Source organism: Hydrogenophaga sp. (assembly GCF_031426985.1).
In the GTDB taxonomy this organism is placed as follows: Bacteria; Pseudomonadota; Gammaproteobacteria; order Burkholderiales; family Burkholderiaceae_C; genus Hydrogenophaga.
The window spans coordinates 1-16730 of record NZ_JASJOY010000099.1 but is presented as its reverse complement, the minus strand read 5'-3'; the positions used below and the strand labels follow the sequence as shown (position 1 = coordinate 16730).

The 16730-nt window shown below is 68.9% G+C and carries 18 protein-coding genes; 9 read left to right on the top strand and 9 right to left on the bottom strand.

Going from position 1 to position 16730, the window contains the following annotated elements:
- From RMP09_RS12975 to RMP09_RS12965, 3 genes are all read left to right on the top strand, one after another.
- Positions 1 to 435: DbpA RNA binding domain-containing protein (locus RMP09_RS12975; RefSeq protein WP_310566392.1), on the top strand; the 435-nt coding region annotated here is incomplete at its 5' end.
- Between the two features lies 1 nt (position 436).
- Positions 437 to 1885, top strand: a complete 1449-nt coding sequence (locus RMP09_RS12970; RefSeq protein WP_310566391.1) for a phosphatidylserine/phosphatidylglycerophosphate/cardiolipin synthase family protein — start codon at positions 437 to 439, stop codon at positions 1883 to 1885.
- 71 nt (positions 1886 to 1956) lie between these two features.
- Positions 1957 to 2208, top strand: coding sequence for a hypothetical protein (locus RMP09_RS12965; protein ID WP_310566390.1), 252 nt, complete (start codon positions 1957 to 1959; stop codon positions 2206 to 2208).
- Positions 2209 to 2224: 16 nt separating this feature from the next.
- Here the strand turns inward: RMP09_RS12965 and RMP09_RS12960 are convergent, their stop codons facing one another.
- From RMP09_RS12960 to RMP09_RS12950, 3 genes are read right to left on the bottom strand one after another with little or no spacing between them, the layout of a single operon-like run.
- Positions 2225 to 3421 carry a BCS1 and AAA domain-containing protein gene (locus RMP09_RS12960; protein WP_310566389.1) on the bottom strand — a complete coding sequence of 399 codons (1197 nt, stop codon included), beginning with the start codon at positions 3419 to 3421 and terminating at the stop codon, positions 2225 to 2227.
- Between the two features lie 26 nt (positions 3422 to 3447).
- Positions 3448 to 4374: a site-specific tyrosine recombinase XerD gene (gene xerD, locus RMP09_RS12955; protein ID WP_310566388.1), complete on the bottom strand. Its 927-nt coding sequence runs from the start codon at positions 4372 to 4374 to the stop codon at positions 3448 to 3450.
- Positions 4374 to 5351: a tripartite tricarboxylate transporter substrate binding protein BugE gene (locus tag RMP09_RS12950; RefSeq protein ID WP_310566387.1), complete on the bottom strand. Its 978-nt coding sequence runs from the start codon at positions 5349 to 5351 to the stop codon at positions 4374 to 4376. The genes xerD and RMP09_RS12950 overlap by 1 nt, the downstream gene beginning before the upstream one ends.
- A gap of 157 nt (positions 5352 to 5508) precedes the next feature.
- Here RMP09_RS12950 and RMP09_RS12945 point away from each other — a divergent pair, with 157 nt between their 5' ends.
- Entirely contained in the window at positions 5509 to 6417 is a 909-nt protein-coding gene (locus RMP09_RS12945) for an AEC family transporter (RefSeq protein WP_310566386.1), read from the top strand.
- Between the two features lie 18 nt (positions 6418 to 6435).
- Here RMP09_RS12945 and RMP09_RS12940 read toward each other — a convergent pair whose 3' ends face one another.
- From RMP09_RS12940 to RMP09_RS12925, 4 genes are read right to left on the bottom strand one after another with little or no spacing between them, the layout of a single operon-like run.
- On the bottom strand, positions 6436 to 6876 hold the full coding sequence (locus RMP09_RS12940) for a GNAT family N-acetyltransferase (RefSeq protein ID WP_310566385.1): 441 nt from the start codon (positions 6874 to 6876) through the stop codon (positions 6436 to 6438).
- Between the two features lie 13 nt (positions 6877 to 6889).
- Positions 6890 to 7549: a hypothetical protein gene (locus RMP09_RS12935; protein WP_310566384.1), complete on the bottom strand. Its 660-nt coding sequence runs from the start codon at positions 7547 to 7549 to the stop codon at positions 6890 to 6892.
- Entirely contained in the window at positions 7546 to 8565 is a 1020-nt protein-coding gene (locus RMP09_RS12930) for a mammalian cell entry protein (protein ID WP_310566383.1), read from the bottom strand. The genes RMP09_RS12935 and RMP09_RS12930 overlap by 4 nt, the downstream gene beginning before the upstream one ends.
- A 10-nt stretch (positions 8566 to 8575) precedes the next feature.
- Complete coding sequence (locus RMP09_RS12925) at positions 8576 to 9382, bottom strand: MlaE family ABC transporter permease (protein WP_310566382.1); 807 nt, start codon at positions 9380 to 9382, stop codon at positions 8576 to 8578.
- A 139-nt stretch (positions 9383 to 9521) separates the two neighbouring features.
- On the opposite strand from RMP09_RS12925, the gene RMP09_RS12920 reads away from it, so the two are divergent.
- Complete coding sequence (locus RMP09_RS12920; protein ID WP_310566381.1) at positions 9522 to 11096, top strand: acyl-CoA synthetase; 1575 nt, start codon at positions 9522 to 9524, stop codon at positions 11094 to 11096.
- On the opposite strand, the gene queG is transcribed toward RMP09_RS12920, so the two are convergent.
- Positions 11084 to 12169: a tRNA epoxyqueuosine(34) reductase QueG gene (gene queG / locus RMP09_RS12915; protein WP_310566380.1), complete on the bottom strand. Its 1086-nt coding sequence runs from the start codon at positions 12167 to 12169 to the stop codon at positions 11084 to 11086. The two genes, RMP09_RS12920 and queG, sit on opposite strands and share 13 nt — an antisense overlap.
- On the opposite strand from queG, the gene tsaE reads away from it, so the two are divergent.
- From tsaE to RMP09_RS12900, 3 genes are all read left to right on the top strand, one after another.
- Positions 12152 to 12721, top strand: a complete 570-nt coding sequence (tsaE, locus tag RMP09_RS12910; RefSeq protein WP_409559726.1) for a tRNA (adenosine(37)-N6)-threonylcarbamoyltransferase complex ATPase subunit type 1 TsaE — start codon at positions 12152 to 12154, stop codon at positions 12719 to 12721. The two genes, queG and tsaE, sit on opposite strands and share 18 nt — an antisense overlap.
- Entirely contained in the window at positions 12718 to 14208 is a 1491-nt protein-coding gene (locus RMP09_RS12905) for an N-acetylmuramoyl-L-alanine amidase (RefSeq protein ID WP_310566379.1), read from the top strand. Before tsaE ends, RMP09_RS12905 begins: the two co-directional genes overlap by 4 nt.
- 80 nt (positions 14209 to 14288) lie before the next feature.
- Complete coding sequence (locus RMP09_RS12900) at positions 14289 to 14834, top strand: hypothetical protein (protein ID WP_310566378.1); 546 nt, start codon at positions 14289 to 14291, stop codon at positions 14832 to 14834.
- A gap of 147 nt (positions 14835 to 14981) precedes the next feature.
- Here RMP09_RS12900 and RMP09_RS12895 read toward each other — a convergent pair whose 3' ends face one another.
- Positions 14982 to 15647 carry a DedA family protein gene (locus tag RMP09_RS12895; protein WP_310566377.1) on the bottom strand — a complete coding sequence of 222 codons (666 nt, stop codon included), beginning with the start codon at positions 15645 to 15647 and terminating at the stop codon, positions 14982 to 14984.
- A 56-nt stretch (positions 15648 to 15703) separates the two neighbouring features.
- Here RMP09_RS12895 and mutL point away from each other — a divergent pair.
- Positions 15704 to 16730 (top strand): DNA mismatch repair endonuclease MutL (mutL, locus tag RMP09_RS12890; RefSeq protein ID WP_310566376.1); only part of this gene is annotated, 1027 nt, incomplete at its 3' end.

Below are 16730 nucleotides of genomic sequence, written 5' to 3'. Positions count from 1 at the left end.
GACGTGACGCCCGACCCCGAGGTGCACATCCACCGCATCGGCCGCACCGGCCGCGCGGGCGAGAGCGGCCTGGCGCTGAACCTGGTCAGCATGGACGAAATGGGCTACGTCGGCCGCATCGAGCAGCTGCAGAAGCGCGAGTCGGAATGGCACCCGGTCAGCGAACTCGTGTCCACCAGCCCAGAGCCGCTGCGGCCGCCCATGGCCACGCTGCACATCCAGGGCGGGCGCAAGGAAAAGATCCGCCCCGGCGACGTGCTGGGCGCGCTCACCGCCGACCTGGGCTACACCCGCGAACAGGTGGGCAAGATCAACGTCAACGAATGGTCAACCTACGTGGCGGTGGACCGCGCCATCGCCCAGCAGGTGGCCAGCCGCCTGGCCACCACCAAGATCAAGGGCAAGGGCGTGAAAGTGCGCGTGCTGGAGGACTGAGGTGCCGCGCACCGCCTGGACCCTGCGCCGCGCGCTGAAGTGGGCGCTGCTCGGCACGCTGGCGCTGCTGGTGGTGCTGCCGCCGCTGCTGTACTTTGCGTTTCTGGGCATCCAGGAAGCCAGTGAACGGCAATGGCTGGGCCGGGCGCCGACGCACAACGCTATCGACGTGCGCCTGCAGCAGCCCCATCCGGTCGCCCTGCTCGATGTGGGCTTCGACTCGCTGGCCACGCGCCTGCGGCTCATCGAAGAAGCCCGCACCTCCATCGAGCTGGAGTTTTTCATCTACGAGGTCGACACCGCCAGCCGCCTGGTGACGCAGGCGCTGGCCCGCAAGGCGCGCGAGGGCGTGAAGGTGCGGCTGCTGGTGGACTTTTCGCTGCCGGTGTTCAAGCTGGCCCCGCACTACGCCCACGAACTGGCCGCCGCCGGCGTGCAGGTGCGCTACTACAACACCGCCGGCCTGGCGCGCTTCTTCGCCTTCAACCACCGCACGCACCGCAAGCTGCTGGTGGTGGACCGGGCCAAGGCCATCATCGGCGGGCGCAACATCGGCGACGACTACTTCGACCTCTCGGGGCGCTACAACTTCCTCGACAGCGACCTGCTCATCCACGGCCCAGTGTCCGCCGCCATTGCCGACAGCTTTGACCTCTATTGGGCCTCGGACTGGGTGGCACGGCCGGGCGACGTGGCCGGCGCCGAAGCGCCCGATGCCCCCGAACTGCTGGGGCCGGCCAGCACGGCCGAAGCCACCTTGCTGGCCGAGCTGCAGCGCCACGTCCCGCAGCACGCACCCAGCACCTGCCCCGACATCCACTTCGTGACCGACTACCCCGGCTCTGGCGTGGAGCGGCGCAAGGTCTTCACCGAACTGACCCGGCTGGCGCAGGAGGCGCGGCAGCAGATCCTGATCGAAAGCCCCTACCTGGTGCTGCGCGAGGACGGCACCGCCGTGCTGAGCGCGCTGGCCCGGCGCGGCGTGCAGCTGACCCTGCTCACCAACAGCCTGACCTCCACCGACGCGTTCTACACCGTGGCCAGCCTGGCCAACGGGCTGGACCAGCTGCGACAGCTGCCCGGCCTGCAGGTGTGGGCCTATGGCGGCCAGCCGCTGGCCGGCAGCGCACGGCCCCCCGCCTCGCCGCGCTGGGGCGTGCATGCCAAGCGTGCGGTGTTCGACGATCACACGGTCGTGGTCGGCACCTACAACATCGACCCCCGTTCGGCCAACCTCAATTCCGAGCTGATGGTGGTCTGCCGCGGCAACCGCACCCTGGCGGCCGAGCTGCAGGCCAGCATCCGCGCGCGCCTGGCGCAGTCGCGCCCGGTGGTGGGCACCGCCTCGGCGGGCGGCGACGACACCCTGGTGGAGGGCGCCGACCGCGACACCCTGCTCATGATGCGCGCCATCGCCCCCTTCACGCGCCTGCTCGACATCCTGATGTGATCCCGGCGGTGCGTCGGGGCACAGGGCGCACAATCGGCGTTTGCCCCGCGCACCCGCACGCCCTCCCCACCATGACCACAGCCACCGACCCCACCCCCGCCGCCGAACCCACGCCCCTGTGCGAGCCGTGCCAAGGCATCCAGCGCAACTGGCGCGGCGCGCCCGGCCATGCCGAACTGCGGCAAGGCAACAACCGCAAAGAACTGCACGGCCGTGCGCAGGTGACCGTCACGGGGTATTTTTGCGACCGTTGCGGCGCCCACTGGCACTACACCAACGACAAGCGCAACCAGCGCGCCGGCTGGTCGCTGGCACCGGACTGAGCGCCCAGCGCCTGATTCAACTTTGTACGGCGCCAAAGCGCCGCATCAGCTCGCCCTGCACCTGCGCGGGCGACAGGCCCTGGCCCCGGTGCGCGGCCGCGTAAGCACGGGCCGCTGTCTCGTCGGGCTGGAACTTCAGGTACAGGCGGCGCAGCTGGTCTTCGTCGCAGGCCCCCAGCTCCACACGCTCGTCGATGCGGCCGGCGCGGATCAGTGCCTCGTCCAGCCGGTCGGCGTGGTTGGTGGTCATGAAGAGCACGTTGCCCTCCTGCGTGGCCACGCCGTCCAGCGCGTTCAGGAAACCCGAAAACGACAGCTTCACCTGCGCGTGCGCCGCGTCGCGCTGGCGGAAGAAGGCGTCCACGTCTTCGATCAGCAGCAGCGAGCGTTGCGGCACCGCGGCCAGCAGGGTGTGGATTTTTTCGTCGGTGACGATGGGCGAGGCCAGGCTGAGCGTGCACACGTTCAGGTGCAGCTCCGACGCCAGCGCGGTGACCAGCGAGGTCTTGCCGGTGCCGGGCGGCCCATAGAGCAGGTAGCCACGGCGCCACGGAATGCCCAGCTCGGCGTAGCGCTCGTGCGCGCCATAAAAGCGCTGCAGGTCGCCCAGCAGCGCCTCGGCCTGCCCGGCCTTGAGCACGACGGACGCCAGCGGCCGGCGTGAGCCCAGGCGCGCGCGCATCCAGTCGCCGCCGTGGAAGGGGTTGGGGATGTAGACCGAGAGCGTGTCGCTCTCGCGGCTGGCACGCGCGTCGATGGCGCGCTGCAGAAAGGCCGACAGCCAGTCGCCGGAGCGGCCGAAATGGGACAGGCTGATGCGCTCGAACACGCTCTGCGCCACCTGCAGCTCGCGCCGTATCCAGACCAGCCGGCCATCGATCCAGAGCAGGTGCAGCCCCTCGCCGGGCGAGAGGTAGGCGCGCGGCGCCTGGCCGGCGCGCAGGTCTTCCTCCAGGCTCTGGTAGGCCGTGCCCTGGCGCACGCTGCGTGCGGTGAACTGGTTGACCTGGCGCAGCGAGGGGTGCGCGTCCATGTACTCCACCAGCGCCGCAAACAAAAACTCGTCGCGCGAATCGATGGTGAGCGTGGAGATGAAGAACCGTTTGAGCCAGGAGACGATGAGCCCCGGCACGTCTTTGAGCCAGAAGGCCAGTGCGCCCGCGGCGGCCAGCAGCGCGGCCTGGGCGGCGGGGGTTTGCAGCAAGGTGTCCATGCCCGGTTTATAGCCCGGGGGCAGATTCAGCCGCGCGGGTGGTGCTGCGCCACCACGGCCTTGAGCCGTTCGCGCGCGACGTGGGTGTAGATCGTGGTGGTGGAAATGTCGGCGTGGCCCAGCAGCATCTGTACCGCGCGCAGGTCGGCGCCGTGGTTGAGCAGGTGGGTGGCGAACGCGTGGCGCAGGGTGTGCGGCGACAGCGGCGCGGTGATGCCGGCCGCCAGGGCGTACTTCTTGACCAGCTGCCAGAACATGGCCCGCGTCATGGCCGAGCCGGCGCGCGAGCCGCGGGCGGTGATGAACAGGTCGTCGCTGGACTGGCCCGCCAGCAGTTCGCGCCGCCCCTGCGCCAGCCAGGCCTGCAGCCACAGGCCGGCCACCTGGCCGAACGGCACCAGCCGCTCCTTGTCGCCTTTGCCGGTGACGCGCAGCACGTGTTCGTTCAGCCCCACCTGAAAGGTCTTGATCGACACCAGCTCGCTCACGCGCAGGCCACTGGCGTACAGCAGCTCCAGCATGGCGCGGTCGCGCTGGCCCAGCGGTGTGCCGGTGTCGGGCGCGTTCAGCAGCGCCTCCACCTGCGCCTCGCTCAGCGTCTTGGGCACGCGCAGCGGCTGGCGCGCGGCCAGCAGGCGCAGCGTGGGGTCGGCGGTGATGAGCCGTTCACGCAGCGCCCAGCGGAAATAGCGCTTGAACACCGTCAGCCGCCGGTTGGCGGTGGTGGCGCGGGTCTGGTCGTGGCGTTCGGCGAAGTAGCCGTTGATGTCGGCCTCGCCCGCTTCGGGCAAGGCCCTGGCACCCCCCTCGCGCGCGGCCAGCCACTGCCCGAACAGGAGCAGATCACGCTGGTAGGCGTCCAGCGTGTTGCGCGAGAGGCCCTCTTCCAGCCAGAGGGCGTCGACAAAGGCGCCCGCGCTGGACTCGCTGCGCGCCAGCGCGGCGGCGTCCATCACTCCAGGCTGAGCTTCTGCTTGGCCACCACCTGCTTGTAGACCTCGAATTCGGCCTTGATCTGGGTCGTGAACTGATCGGGCGTGTTGGCCACGATCAGCGAGCCCGTGTCCTCGATGCGCTTGCGCACGGCCGGGTCCTTGAGCGCCTGCAGGGTGGCGTTGTAGATCTTGTCGGTCACGTCCTTGGGCAGGCCCTTGGGTGCGATGAGGCCGTAGTAGGCCATGCGGTTCACCGGCTCCAGGCCCACGTCCTTGAAGGTCGGCACGTCGGGCAGCACAGCCAGGCGCTGGGGCGCGGCCACCACGATGGGAATGAGGCGGCCGGCCTTGATGTGCGGCAGCGCCGAGGGCAGGTTGTCGAAGATCACCGGCACCTGGCCACCCACGGTGTCGTTCAGGGCCGGGCCGGCACCACGGTACGGGATGTGGGTGATGAAGGTGCCGGTCAGGCTCTTGAACAGCTCGGTCTGCAGGTGGCCGATGCCGCCGGTGCCCGAGCTGGCGTAGCTGTACTTGCCGGGGTTCTTCTTGATTTCGGCCAGGAAACCCTTGAAGTCCTTGGCCGGGAAGCTGGGGTGCACCGCGATCACGTTGGGCGTGGCCGCGATGTTGGTGACGGGCGTGAAATCGGTGAGCGTGTTGTACGGAATCTTGGGGTTGATGGCCGGGTTGGCGGCCGTGGTGGACACGGTCGCCATGCCCAGGATGTAGCCATCGGCCGGCGCACGCGCCAGTTCGCTGGCGCCCACCACGCCGCCGCCACCGGCCTTGTTTTCCACCACCACGCTCTGGCCCAGGGCACGGCCCAGCGGTTCGGACATGACGCGGGCGATGATGTCGGTCGTGCCGCCGGGCGCAAACGGCACCTGCAGGCGGATCACCTTGCTCGGATAGGCCTGGGCCAGCGCGGCCCCACTGCCCGCCAGCGCGGCAGCGGCAAAGCCAAGAACGGTCATCTGACGACGATTGAGCATGAGGCAACTCCTGTTGTTGATCAAAAAGATAGCAGCGGGACATGTTACCCGGCGCTGCTTGGCTCGACTGTAGGTCGCCCCCCGACCGAGCACCATGGGGACACTACATAAGTGAAAACCCCCGATCTGCCACCGGGTGCACCGGTATCCTCGGGTCGTGAACTTCGCCCAGCTGCTCTTCCCGGACTTTTCGCTCATCCTCATCGGCTACCTGCTGTGCCGCCACACCGCGCTCGACCGCAAGGTCTGGGAACCGATCGAGAGCCTGGTCTATTACTTCCTGTTCCCGGTGCTGCTGTTCCACTCCATCGTGAAAAGCCCGCTGGACCTGGACGCCACCTCCAGCCTCATGGCCGCAGCCTTCACGCTGGGTCTGTGCGCCATTGCGCTGACGTACTCGCTGCCGCACTGGCCGTTGCTGGGCCGCCGGCTCGACCGACGGCTGCACGCCGCCAGCGCCCAGGTGGGCTTTCGTTTCAACTCCTTCATCGCGCTCGCGCTGGCCAGCAAGGTGGCCGGTCCGCAGGGCCTGCAGCTGATCGCGGTGATCATCGGCGTGTGCGTGCCGCTGTTCAACGTGGGCGCCGTCTGGCCCATGGCCCACCACGCCGGCAAGGGCTTTGCGCGCGAGCTGCTGCGCAACCCGCTGATCATGGCCACCGCTGGCGGCCTGATGGCCAATCTGCTGGGGTTCTCGGTGCCGTTCTGGCTGGAACCCACCGTCAGCCGCATCGGCCAGTCGTCGCTGCCGCTGGGCCTGATGGCCGCCGGCGCCGGCATGCAGCTGGGCAGCCTGCACACCGCCAAGGCGCTGGGGGTGGCGGTGCTGGCGGTCAAACACCTGGGCATGCCGCTCATGGCCTGGGGCATCGCACGGCTGTTCGGGCTGGACAGCACGCAGACCTCGGTGCTGCTGATGTTCTCGGCCGTGCCCACCGCGTCCACCTGCTACGTGCTGGCCACGCGCATGGGCTACAACGGGCCGTATGTGGCGGGGCTGGTGACCCTGTCGACGCTGCTAGGCATGGTGAGCCTGCCGTTTGCGCTGGGGCTGCTGGGGAGGTGAAGCCGCCGGTGTGGCATTTCAGAGCGCCATGCGGAAGCACACGAACTCGGTGCGTGTGGCCAGGCGCTCGTACAGCGCCTGGGCGGCCTGGTTGGTGGCGCGGGTCCTCCAGTGCAGGGCCGGCGCATGCGCCTCGCGTGCGCGAGCGGCCACCTGCAGGATCAACGCGCGGCCCACGCCCTGGCCGCGCGCCGTGGGGGCAACGTACAGGTCTTCCAGCGTGCAGGCATCGGTCAGGCTGTAGCTGGACGGGTGAAAGTAGTAGTGCGCAAAGCCCACAGGGCGATCGGTGACCGCCAGCAGCCCAAGCAAACCTGTGTCGGCATGCCGGATACGCGAGAAGGTGTGCTGGTGCACGGACCCGTGTACCAGAGCCGCACTCGGCCCCATGTAGTCAGCCCACAGCGCAGACCAGGTATCGAAGTCGATGTGGTCGTAGGTCTCGAAACGGATGTCCATGCTCGGCGGTGTCTCAGTGTTTGATGGGGGCAACTAGGTCCATTCGCCGCTGAATACGTGCCACCTCGTCTGCCGCCCCACCCGCCTGCGCCCGCGCCTGTTGCACCTTCAGCCAGGCCAGCAGAGGCCGACGCCAGCCCTGGGCCGAGGCGGAGTCCACCGCCAACGTGATGGCGCCGGGCGTGACCTGGCTGCGCTGTAACAGCGCGCCGGCGGCTACCAGGCGCGAGAGCGGGTCGGCAATGGCGGCGAGCGCCGCGTCTGGCGACGCCGATCCTGCGGCGAAGGGGCGGTGCACCTCGGGCAACAGCGCTGCATCGGCCGCTGTAGAACGGCCCGCCAGATACCGCGCGTAGGCCTGCTCGGCCGGCGCGGCATCGGCGGCCAGCGCGTCAAACCCCCGGCATGGCTCAAGGTCCAGCGCCGCCACCCGGCCCGCGCAGCGCAGCAACTCAACGCGCGCAAGCAAGGCCGGCTGGCCGGTGCTGGCCACCTCGCGGCGGGCGCGCGCGAACTCGGCCGCAGCCACCCGCTGGTCACCGCTCAGCCAGGCCTGGGTGGCGCGTTCGGCGCTGGCCTTGGCGTTCATCTGCCAGTCGGGTGCGGGCGGGGTGTTGCCGCAAGCGGTCAATACCGACACGGCGACGGCCATCAAATGCAAACGTGTGGTCATGGAAGTTTGATCTCCGTCTCACGTTTGAACGGCCATTTGCGGTGGATCTCGTTGACCAGGCCATCGACCTTGCGCAGGCTGGATTCGACCTCGCCGCGCAGCACATCCAGGTCGGTCGTGGCTTCCTTGGTGTTGGCCGCGATGGCTTGCGCCTCGACCAGCACCGCGTCCACCTTCTGCAGGCTGCCGCGCGCGTCGGCCAGCAGGGCGTTGAGTTGCTGCACGGTGGCGCGCGTGTCGTTCACCAGCCCGCCCTGTGCGCTGCCCCCCGGCCCGGCCCCGGCGCCGAACACCTGGCGGTCGGCGTTGGCCACCAGGCCGTTCAGGCGCACCGTCAGCTGGTCGGCCCGCGCCAGCAGCGCGTTGGCGCGTTCGATGGTCTGCACCAGTTTCTTCGCATCGGCCTCGTTGCCCATCAGCGTGCCCAGCACACCCTGCGGGCCGTTCATGCGGCCGGTCAGGGCCTGCACATTGTTCAGGCTGCCGGCCAGCGCGGCATCGCTGCTGGTGAGCGCGGCCAGGTTGTCGGTCAGTTCGCGCACCGAAGCCATGAGCTTGGGGATCTCGCCCGCCGTGTCGCCGCGCAGGGCCATGCGTTCGGCGCCGTCGGGCAGGGGTGGGTCGGTCAGCACGCCGCTGTAGGCGCGGATGCGCGTGCCCCCCACCAGCCCGCGCTCCATGGTGAAGATGCTGCTCTCGCGCAGCCAGCGCGCGTCTTTCTTCGGCACGTCGATCAGGATGCGGGCGTTGCCGTCTTCGCCCAGTTCGATGCGCGCCACCCGGCCGATGGCAAAGCCGGCAAAGGTCATGTCCATGCCCACGACCACGCCCTCGGAATCGTCGGAGATCAGCACCAGGCGCTGGGTGCGTTCGAAGGCACCGCGCGCGTACAGCACGTACAGCGCGGAGCCGACCACCAGGACCAGCATCAGCAGCAGGAGCAGTGCGGCCTTGAACTCCAGGTTCTTCACCGGGGGCGGGTCGGGCAGCGGGTTGGAGGGATTCACGGGTGACATGAAAACAGCATCAGTAGTAGTTGCCCAGCAGGGAGATCACCTCGATCAGCAGCAGCACCGAGAACAGGCGCGCGAACTCGCCGATGTCGCTGCGGCGGCCGTAGCGGCCGTCGGCGTCGCGCTGGCCGGCGGCGGCCAGCGGCACCACCGCCACGGCCAGGCTGAAAAAGAAGGTTTTGAGCGAAAAAATGAGCGTGACCGCCGGCGTGAACACGCTGCCCACACTGCGCGTGTAGGCCGGCAGGCCCCAGGGTGAAAAGCCGTACACCGTGAGGTAGGCCAGCACCAGCGCCACCACGCAGCTGATGGCCGCCAGCAGCAGCACCGAGAACACCGCCGCCAGCGCGCGCGGCAGCAGTTCGGCGCGCAACAGCACCTGATCGGCGTGTTCGATGCCCTGCTGCTGGTGCCCGGCCAGCAGCCGGCGCACGCGCTGCGCGCTGGGCATGGCGTAACGCAGGGCCACGAACAGCGCGGCGTACAGCGGAATCAGTTCCAGCACCAGGGTGCGCACCAGCACCTCCAGCGCGTACTGCGACAGACCGTAGCTGTAGGCCGTGGCCACCACGATGCGGATCAGCACCACGCTGATGAGGGCCGACAGCACCAGGAACCAGGTCAGCAGCGGCCCGGTGGCCTGGTACAGGTTGAGCAGCACCGCGTGGCGCTGTTCGCCGCGCCGGTAGCTCGACGGCAGCACCGCCAGCACCAGGATCTGCGCGGCCAGCAGCACCACCTGCCACCAGGCGGCCCAGCTCGTGCGCACGCGCTGGCCCCAGCGGGTCATGGAACGGGAGGCGGAGGCAACAGGGTCCATGGCGGGATGATAGGCGTGCGACGCGCAAGTGACAGACCACGGCGCCCGGGCTGGTGAAAACGCCCATGGCAAACCCGCGCAAAGCCACTTCAATAGCGAGTGTTTCGTGTGATCCCCCCTACCACCGGAGAGTTCGCCCATGACCTTCAACCCGATCCCCCCGCTCGCGCCCGCGGTGCGCCGCCAGACCATTGCCGACGCACTGCACCGCAGCGCCCTGCGCCTGCCGGCCAAGACCGCCATCGTCTGCGGCGCCACCAGCTGGACCTATGCCGAATTCGACGCCCTGGTCACTCGCCTGGCCGCCGGCCTGCACCGCATCGGCGTGGGTGAAGGCGACAAGGTGGCGGTGCTGGCGCGCAACTCGCACGGTTTTGCCGCGCTGCGCTTTGCGCTGGCGCGGCGCGGCGCCGTGCTGGTGCCCATCAACTTCATGCTCAAGGCCGAAGAGGTGGCCTTCATCCTGCGCCACGCAGGTGCCCGCACCCTGGCCACCGACAGCGGCCTGGCCGGCCTGGCGCGCGAGGCCTCGGCGCTGGAAACCCAGGTGCAGCAATTCATCTGGCTGCCCAGCGAAGACCCCACCGAGCCGGCCGCCGGCATGCACCGATTCGACGAACTGGCGGCCTGCGCCGACCCGCTGCCCGACGTGGGCGTGCAGAGCCAGGACCTGGCGCAGATCGTCTACACCAGCGGCACCGAGTCCATGCCCAAAGGCGCCATGCTCACGCACGACGCGGTGCTGTGGCAGTACGTCAGCTGCGTCATCAACGCCGAGATCGCCGAAGCCGACCGCGCCTTGCACGCCCTGCCGCTGTACCACTGCGCGCAGCTCGACGTGTTCTTCGGCCCGGCCATCTACATCGGCAGCAGCAACGTCATCACCGGCAAGCCCACGCCCGACCACCTGCTGGCCCTGCTGGAACAGCACCGCATCACCAGCTTCTTTGCGCCACCCACGGTGTGGATCGCGCTGCTGCGTTCGCCGCTGTTCGACGCCGGCAAGCTGCAGCACCTGGCCAAGGGCTACTACGGCGCGTCCATCATGCCGGTGGAGGTCTTGAAGGAACTGGCGGCGCGACTGCCCAAGGTGCGGCTGTGGAACCTGTACGGCCAGACCGAGATCGCGCCACTGGCCACCATGCTCGGCCCGGAAGACCAGCTGCGCAAACCGGGCTCGTGCGGCAAGGCGGTGCTCAACGTCGAAACCCGCGTGGTGAACGACGACATGCAGGATGTGTCGCCCGGCGAGGTGGGCGAGATCGTGCACCGCTCGCCCCACCTGATGCTGGGCTACTTCAACGACCCCCACAAAACCGCCGCCGCCTTCAGTGGCGACTGGTTCCACAGCGGCGACCTGGCGGTGATCGACGAAGAAGGCTTCATCACCGTCGTCGACCGCAAGAAGGACATGATCAAGACCGGCGGCGAAAACGTGGCCAGCCGCGAGGTGGAGGAAATGGTCTACCGCCTGCCCGCCGTGAGCGAGGTGGCCGTGATCGGTCTGCCCGATCCGAAGTGGGTGGAAGCCGTGACGGCGGTGATCGTGGTCAAGGCCGGTCAGTCATTGACCGAAGCCGAGGTGCTGGCGCACTGCAACGCCCACATGGCGACGTTCAAGGTGCCCAAACGCGTGGTGTTCACCGACGCGCTGCCCAAGAACCCCAGCGGCAAGCTGCTCAAGCGGGAGTTGCGCAAGGCCTACGCGGGCTGAGCCTGCGCCAGCGCCCAGGCCACCTGTTCGCGCACGACCGGATCGGCGTGTTCAAGCTCTGATCGCAAAGCCAGGCGGATCGCCGGATCGTCCCCCTGGCGCAGCGCGTTGCCCATCGCCAGCGCGATGTTGCGCAGCCAGCGCGCGTGGCCGATGCGGCGGATCGGGCTGCCTTCGGTGCGGCGCAGGAATTCGTCCTCGGTCCACGCGAACAGATCAACCAAGGTGGCGCCGGTGAGCCCTTCGCGCGGGTCGAAGTCGGGCAGCGGGCTGCGCTGCGCGAACTTGTTCCAGGGGCAGGCCGTCTGGCAGTCGTCGCAGCCGTAGATGCGGTTGCCGATCAGCGGGCGCAGATCCTCGGGGATCGGCCCCGCGTGTTCGATGGTGAGGTAAGAGATGCAACGGCGTGCGTCCAGCCGCTGCGGCGCGACGATGGCCCGGGTCGGGCACACCTCGATGCAGGCGCTGCAGGCGCCGCAGTGATCGCTGACCGGCTCGCTGGCGGGCAGGGCGAGGTCCACATAGATCTCGCCCAGAAAGAACATCGAGCCCCCTTCGCGGCTGAGGATCAGCGTGTGCTTGCCGCGCCAGCCCTGGCCGCTGCGCTGCGCCAGTTCGGCTTCGAGCACCGGCGCCGAGTCGGTGAACGCCCGGTGGCCGAAGGGGCCGACCTCGGCGGCGATGCGCTCGGCCAGTTTCTGCAGCCGGTTGCGCAGCACCTTGTGGTAATCCCGGCCACGGGCATAGATCGACACGATGGCCTCGCCGGGCCGCTGCAGGCGCTGGCGCTCGGCCTCGGTCCAGTCGTCGGGGGTGCCCTGCGGCAGGTAGTCCAGCCGCGCGGTGATCACGCTCACGGTGCCCGGCACCAGCTCGGCCGGGCGGGCGCGCCGCAGGCCATGGCTGGCCATGTAACCCATCTCGCCGTGGAAACCGGCGTCCAGCCAGGCCAGCAGGCCGGGTTCGGCGGCCGACAGGTCCACCCCGGCCACGCCGATTTGGGACAATGCCAGCTCCCGGCCCCAGGCCTGAACCTTGACCATCAATTGAGCAGTATCAAGACCGGACTTCATGTTCCGCCGATTGTAGGAACGCCCCCCGCCGCGGGCGGCGCCGTCTGGCGTGGCCGCTGGGACGACGAGGCCGCCACCGAAGCCTTCGCGCGGCGCCTGGCCACCTGCCCGGCCATCGCCCACGCCACGCTCACGCTGCAGGGCGACCTGGGCGCCGGCAAGACCACCTTTGTGCGCCTCCTGCTGCGCGCGCTGGGCGTGCGCGGACGCATCAAGAGCCCGACCTACGCGGTGGTGGAGCCCCACAGCGCGATCGACTGCCCGCTGATGCCGCCGGGCGAGCCGCTGGCCATCTGGCATTTCGACTTCTACCGCTTCACCGACCCGCGCGAATGGGAGGACGCGGGTTTCCGGGAACTGTTCGCCAGCCCGGGCCTCAAGCTGGTGGAATGGCCCGAGCGGGCCGCCGACTGCATGCCGCCGGTGGACGCCGAACTGCACATCGAACCCGACCCGATGCTGACCGACCCCGAACACGACGACGCCCGTGTGGTGCGCCTGACCGCGTTCACCGCGGCGGGCCAGCGCCTGGTGGGCGCCCTGTCCGCATGAACACGATTCACTCCCAGGACCGCCGCCGCTGGCTGCAGGCCGGCTCGCTGGTGCTGCTGCTGGGCGCGCACCAGCTGGTGCGCGGGGCCAGCGTGGTGGCGGTGCGCCTGTGGCCGGCGCAGGACTACACGCGCGTGACCATCGAGTCCGACGCGGCGCTGAAGGTGCACACGGTCACGTCCGACGCGACGCGGCTGGCGGTGGACCTGGAGGGCATCGCCCTCGTGCCCAGCCTGCGCGAGCTGGTGGGCCAGCTGCAGAGCAGCGACCCGAACATCGCCGCCATCCGCGTGGCACAAGGCAGCGGCTCGCTGGTGCGGCTGACCATCGACCTCAAGCAGGCGGTCCGGCCCCAGGTGTTCAACCTCCAGCCGGTGGCGGCCTACCAGCACCGGCTGGTGCTCGACCTGTACCCCACGCTGCAGGTGGACCCGCTGGAGCAGCTGATCGCCCAGCGGCTCAAGGACATCGACGCGGCCAGCGAACGCGCCGCGCAGCTGCTGGGGCAAGAGACCGGCCTGGCCAGCAGCACGCCCCAGCCGCTGAACCCTACCGTGCCCGACGCAGCCGACCCGCTGGGTGCGCTGATCGCGCAGCGCGAACAGGCCAGGACCCCGGCCGCAACCACCGCGGCCGGCAAGCCCCTGCCCCAGCCCACGGCCAGCGCCAGCACACCCAGCCCCAGGGGCGACCGCGCCGGCGTGGGCGCCACCGTGAGCGCGGGCAGCGCCAAGCCCCTGAACGAACCGAAAGACCAGCCCACCGAGCGCCTGATCATCGTGGCGCTGGACCCTGGCCACGGCGGCGAGGACCCGGGCGCCATCGGCCCCGGCGGCACGCAGGAAAAAGACGTGGTGCTGCAGGTCGCGCTCAAGCTGCGCGAGCGCATCAACGCCGCCCGCGTCAACGGCAGCCCGATGCGCGCCTACCTCACGCGCGACGCCGACTTTTTCGTGCCCCTGGGTGTGCGGGTGCAGAAGGCCCAGCGCGTCAAGGCCGACCTGTTCATCAGCATCCACGCCGACGCCTTCATGAGCCCGGAGCCGGCCGGCGCCAGCGTGTTCGCCCTCAGCACCAAGGGCGCCAGCAGCGCCACCGCGCGCTGGATGGCCCACAAGGAAAACGCGGCCGACCTGGTGGGCGGCATCAACGTCAAGGCCAAGGACGCCACCGTGCAGCGCGCCCTGCTGGACATGAGCACCACGGCGCAGATCAAGGACAGCCTCAAGCTCGGCAGCGCCATGCTGGGCGAGGTCAAACGGGTGGGCAAGCTGCACAAGCCGAAGGTCGAGCAGGCCGGTTTTGCGGTGCTCAAGGCGCCGGACATCCCCAGCGTGCTGGTCGAAACCGCCTTCATCAGCAACCCCGACGAAGAACGGCGCCTGCGCAGCGAGGACTACCAGGACCGCCTGGCCGACGCGCTGATGCGCGGCATCACCCGCTATTTCGCGGCCAACCCGCCGCTGGCCCGCGGACGGGCTTTGTAACCCCGCGCCGCCGGTGCACGCACTGCCGGCACGATCACCAGCCGCCTGGACGCCCTCACACCATGACAGGAAACCGCAGCTTGAACGCACTTCACAACGGACTCATCCTCTGGCTGATGGCCGCTGCACTCGCCGCCTGTGGTGGCAGCGACAGATCGGCGCCCCTTGCTCCTGGCTCAGGCACGTCGTCCAACCTGGGCACCCAGAGTCAAACGCTGGAGGCCAGCGGCCAACAGCCCAAACCGGACCGCTCACCCGACATCAAAGGACCTGACACCGACAACAACGGCATCCGCGACGACATCGACGCCTGGATCGCCGCTCAGCCGATCACGGACGTACAGAAGAAGGCTGCGCAGCAGGCTGCCCGAGTGATGCAATTAGAAATACTCGCAAGCACAGGCAACAAGGCCGAGTTGGACCGACTCGGAAACGCATCAATGGCTGCGGTGAAATGTCTTGGGGATAGCTTTATGCCTGACTACCAAAAAGGACTGGATCTCAGTGCACAAATAGAAGCTATTACAGCCAACACCAAAGAGCGTGTCAAAAAGTACATTTCCTACAACCGAGCTCGCTCCGGCAGCACCGGAAGATTGCCCGAAGGCGACACCTGTGAACCATAAGCCCCCATCAGAAGGTGCCATTCTTCGGAAAGTGGTGGCCCCAAAAAAATCGCCCACTGGGCTGCCCGGCGCACTGGCGAAGTCCCAATGCCGCTATGGACAGGTATGTCAGCGCGAATTCGCCCCTTGCGCAGCCGCAAGCGCTGATCAGGCCGACCCGGCCGCGGCACGCGCCTTCTCAGCGCGGGCCGCGCGCCAGGCGCCGAAGATCGCGATCAGGCCGGGCACGAGGATCAGCGCCCAGATGATCTTGGACAGGTGGGTCTGCACGAAGGGCAGGTTGCCGAAGAAGTAGCCCGCGGTGCTCAGGCCCACCACCCACAGCGCGCCACCGATGACGTTGTAGGCCGTGAACTTGCTGCGCGTCATGTCCGCCACACCGGCCACAAAGGGCGCAAAGGTGCGGATGAAGGGCATGAAGCGCGCGATGATGATGGTGATGCCGCCGTAGCGCTCGTAGAAGTTGTGGGCCTGGTTGAAGGCGTTCTTGTTGAACAGGCGCGAGTCTTCCCACTGGAAGACCTTGGGGCCGAAGTAACGCCCGATGCTGTAGTTGGTCTGGTCGCCCAGGATGGCGGCCACCAGCATCAGGCCGGTGGCCAGCGGCCAGCTCATCAGTTCGGCGCCACACAGGGCGCCCACGATGAACAGCAACGAGTCACCCGGCAGAAAGGGCATGACCACCAGCCCCGTCTCGACAAAGATGATGAGAAACAGCAGCGCATAGACCCAGGCGCCGTAGGTCTGCACAAAGGCCTGCAGGTGCTGGTCCACGTGCAGGATGAAGTCGATCAAGAAGGCCAAGAGTTCCATGGGCAGGGATTATCCCGGGTCGCAACGGCTCGGCCCCGGCTTCCTACAATGCCGTGGTGAACGCACCGCACCCCCACCCCTTCGCCGGAACCCACCGCCGCCCCATCCGTGAACTGCCCGACGAGCTGATCAGCCAGATCGCGGCCGGCGAGGTGGTCGAGCGCCCCGCCTCGGTGGTGCGCGAACTGGTGGACAACGCGCTGGACGCGGGCGCGAGCCAGATCACGTTGCGGCTGCAGGCCGGCGGCATCCGCCTGATCAGCGTGGAAGACGACGGCATCGGCATCCTGCGCGACGAGCTGCCCACCGCGCTCAAGCGCCACGCCACCAGCAAGATCGCCAGCCTGCACGACCTCGAAGCCGTGGACACCATGGGGTTTCGCGGCGAGGCGCTGGCCGCCATCTGCTCCATCGCCGAAGTCTCGGTGCTCACCCGCACCGACGAAGGCACGGCCCACGGCTGGTTGCTCGATGGCCGCAGCGGCGAGCTGCAGCCCACCGCCCGTGCGCGCGGCACCACGGTGGAGGTGCGTGAACTGTTCTTTGCCACGCCCGCGCGGCGCAAGTTCCTCAAGTCCGAAAGCACCGAGCTGGCCCACTGCATCGAGGCCGTGCGCCGCCACGCGCTGGCGCGGCCCGAGGTGGGTTTTGCCATCTGGCACGACGGCAAGCTGGTCGCGCAGTGGCGCGCCGTGGCGCCCGACCTGGCCGGCGGCGAACACCTGCTGGACGCGCTGCGCCGCCGCCTGGCCGACGTGCTGGGCGAAGAATTCATCGAGAACGCCGTGGCAGTGAACTGGCCGGTGGATGACGTGCCCGGCGAGGCCGCCACCGCCGGTGGCCAGCACCGCCTGCGCGTCTGGGGTTTTGCCGGCGTGCCCGACGCGGCGCGCTCGCGCGGCGACTGGCAGTTCGCTTACGTCAACGGCCGCTTCGTGCGCGACAAGGTCATCACCCACGCTGCCCGCAGCGCCTACGAAGACGTGCTGCACGGCCACCGCCAGCCGGTGTACGCGCTGTACGTCAGCATCGACCCGACGCGGGTGGACGTGAACGTGCACCCGACCAAGATCGAGGTGCGCT

What these genes read in the sequence shown, in the direction of transcription:
- RMP09_RS12920 (WP_310566381.1), top strand. Translation starts at nt 9,522, where the DNA reads ATGACCTTCAACCCGATCCCCCCGCTCGCGCCCGCGGTGCGCCGCCAG.
- RMP09_RS12895 (WP_310566377.1), bottom strand. Translation starts at nt 15,647, where the DNA reads ATGGAACTCTTGGCCTTCTTGATCGACTTCATCCTGCACGTGGACCAG.
- RMP09_RS12950 (WP_310566387.1), bottom strand. Translation starts at nt 5,351, where the DNA reads ATGCTCAATCGTCGTCAGATGACCGTTCTTGGCTTTGCCGCTGCCGCG.
- RMP09_RS12925 (WP_310566382.1), bottom strand. Translation starts at nt 9,382, where the DNA reads ATGGACCCTGTTGCCTCCGCCTCCCGTTCCATGACCCGCTGGGGCCAG.
- RMP09_RS12965 (WP_310566390.1), top strand. Translation starts at nt 1,957, where the DNA reads ATGACCACAGCCACCGACCCCACCCCCGCCGCCGAACCCACGCCCCTG.
- queG (WP_310566380.1), bottom strand. Translation starts at nt 12,169, where the DNA reads ATGAAGTCCGGTCTTGATACTGCTCAATTGATGGTCAAGGTTCAGGCC.
- RMP09_RS12905 (WP_310566379.1), top strand. Translation starts at nt 12,718, where the DNA reads ATGAACACGATTCACTCCCAGGACCGCCGCCGCTGGCTGCAGGCCGGC.
- RMP09_RS12930 (WP_310566383.1), bottom strand. Translation starts at nt 8,565, where the DNA reads ATGTCACCCGTGAATCCCTCCAACCCGCTGCCCGACCCGCCCCCGGTG.
- xerD (WP_310566388.1), bottom strand. Translation starts at nt 4,374, where the DNA reads ATGGACGCCGCCGCGCTGGCGCGCAGCGAGTCCAGCGCGGGCGCCTTT.
- RMP09_RS12940 (WP_310566385.1), bottom strand. Translation starts at nt 6,876, where the DNA reads ATGGACATCCGTTTCGAGACCTACGACCACATCGACTTCGATACCTGG.
- RMP09_RS12960 (WP_310566389.1), bottom strand. Translation starts at nt 3,421, where the DNA reads ATGGACACCTTGCTGCAAACCCCCGCCGCCCAGGCCGCGCTGCTGGCC.
- RMP09_RS12935 (WP_310566384.1), bottom strand. Translation starts at nt 7,549, where the DNA reads ATGACCACACGTTTGCATTTGATGGCCGTCGCCGTGTCGGTATTGACC.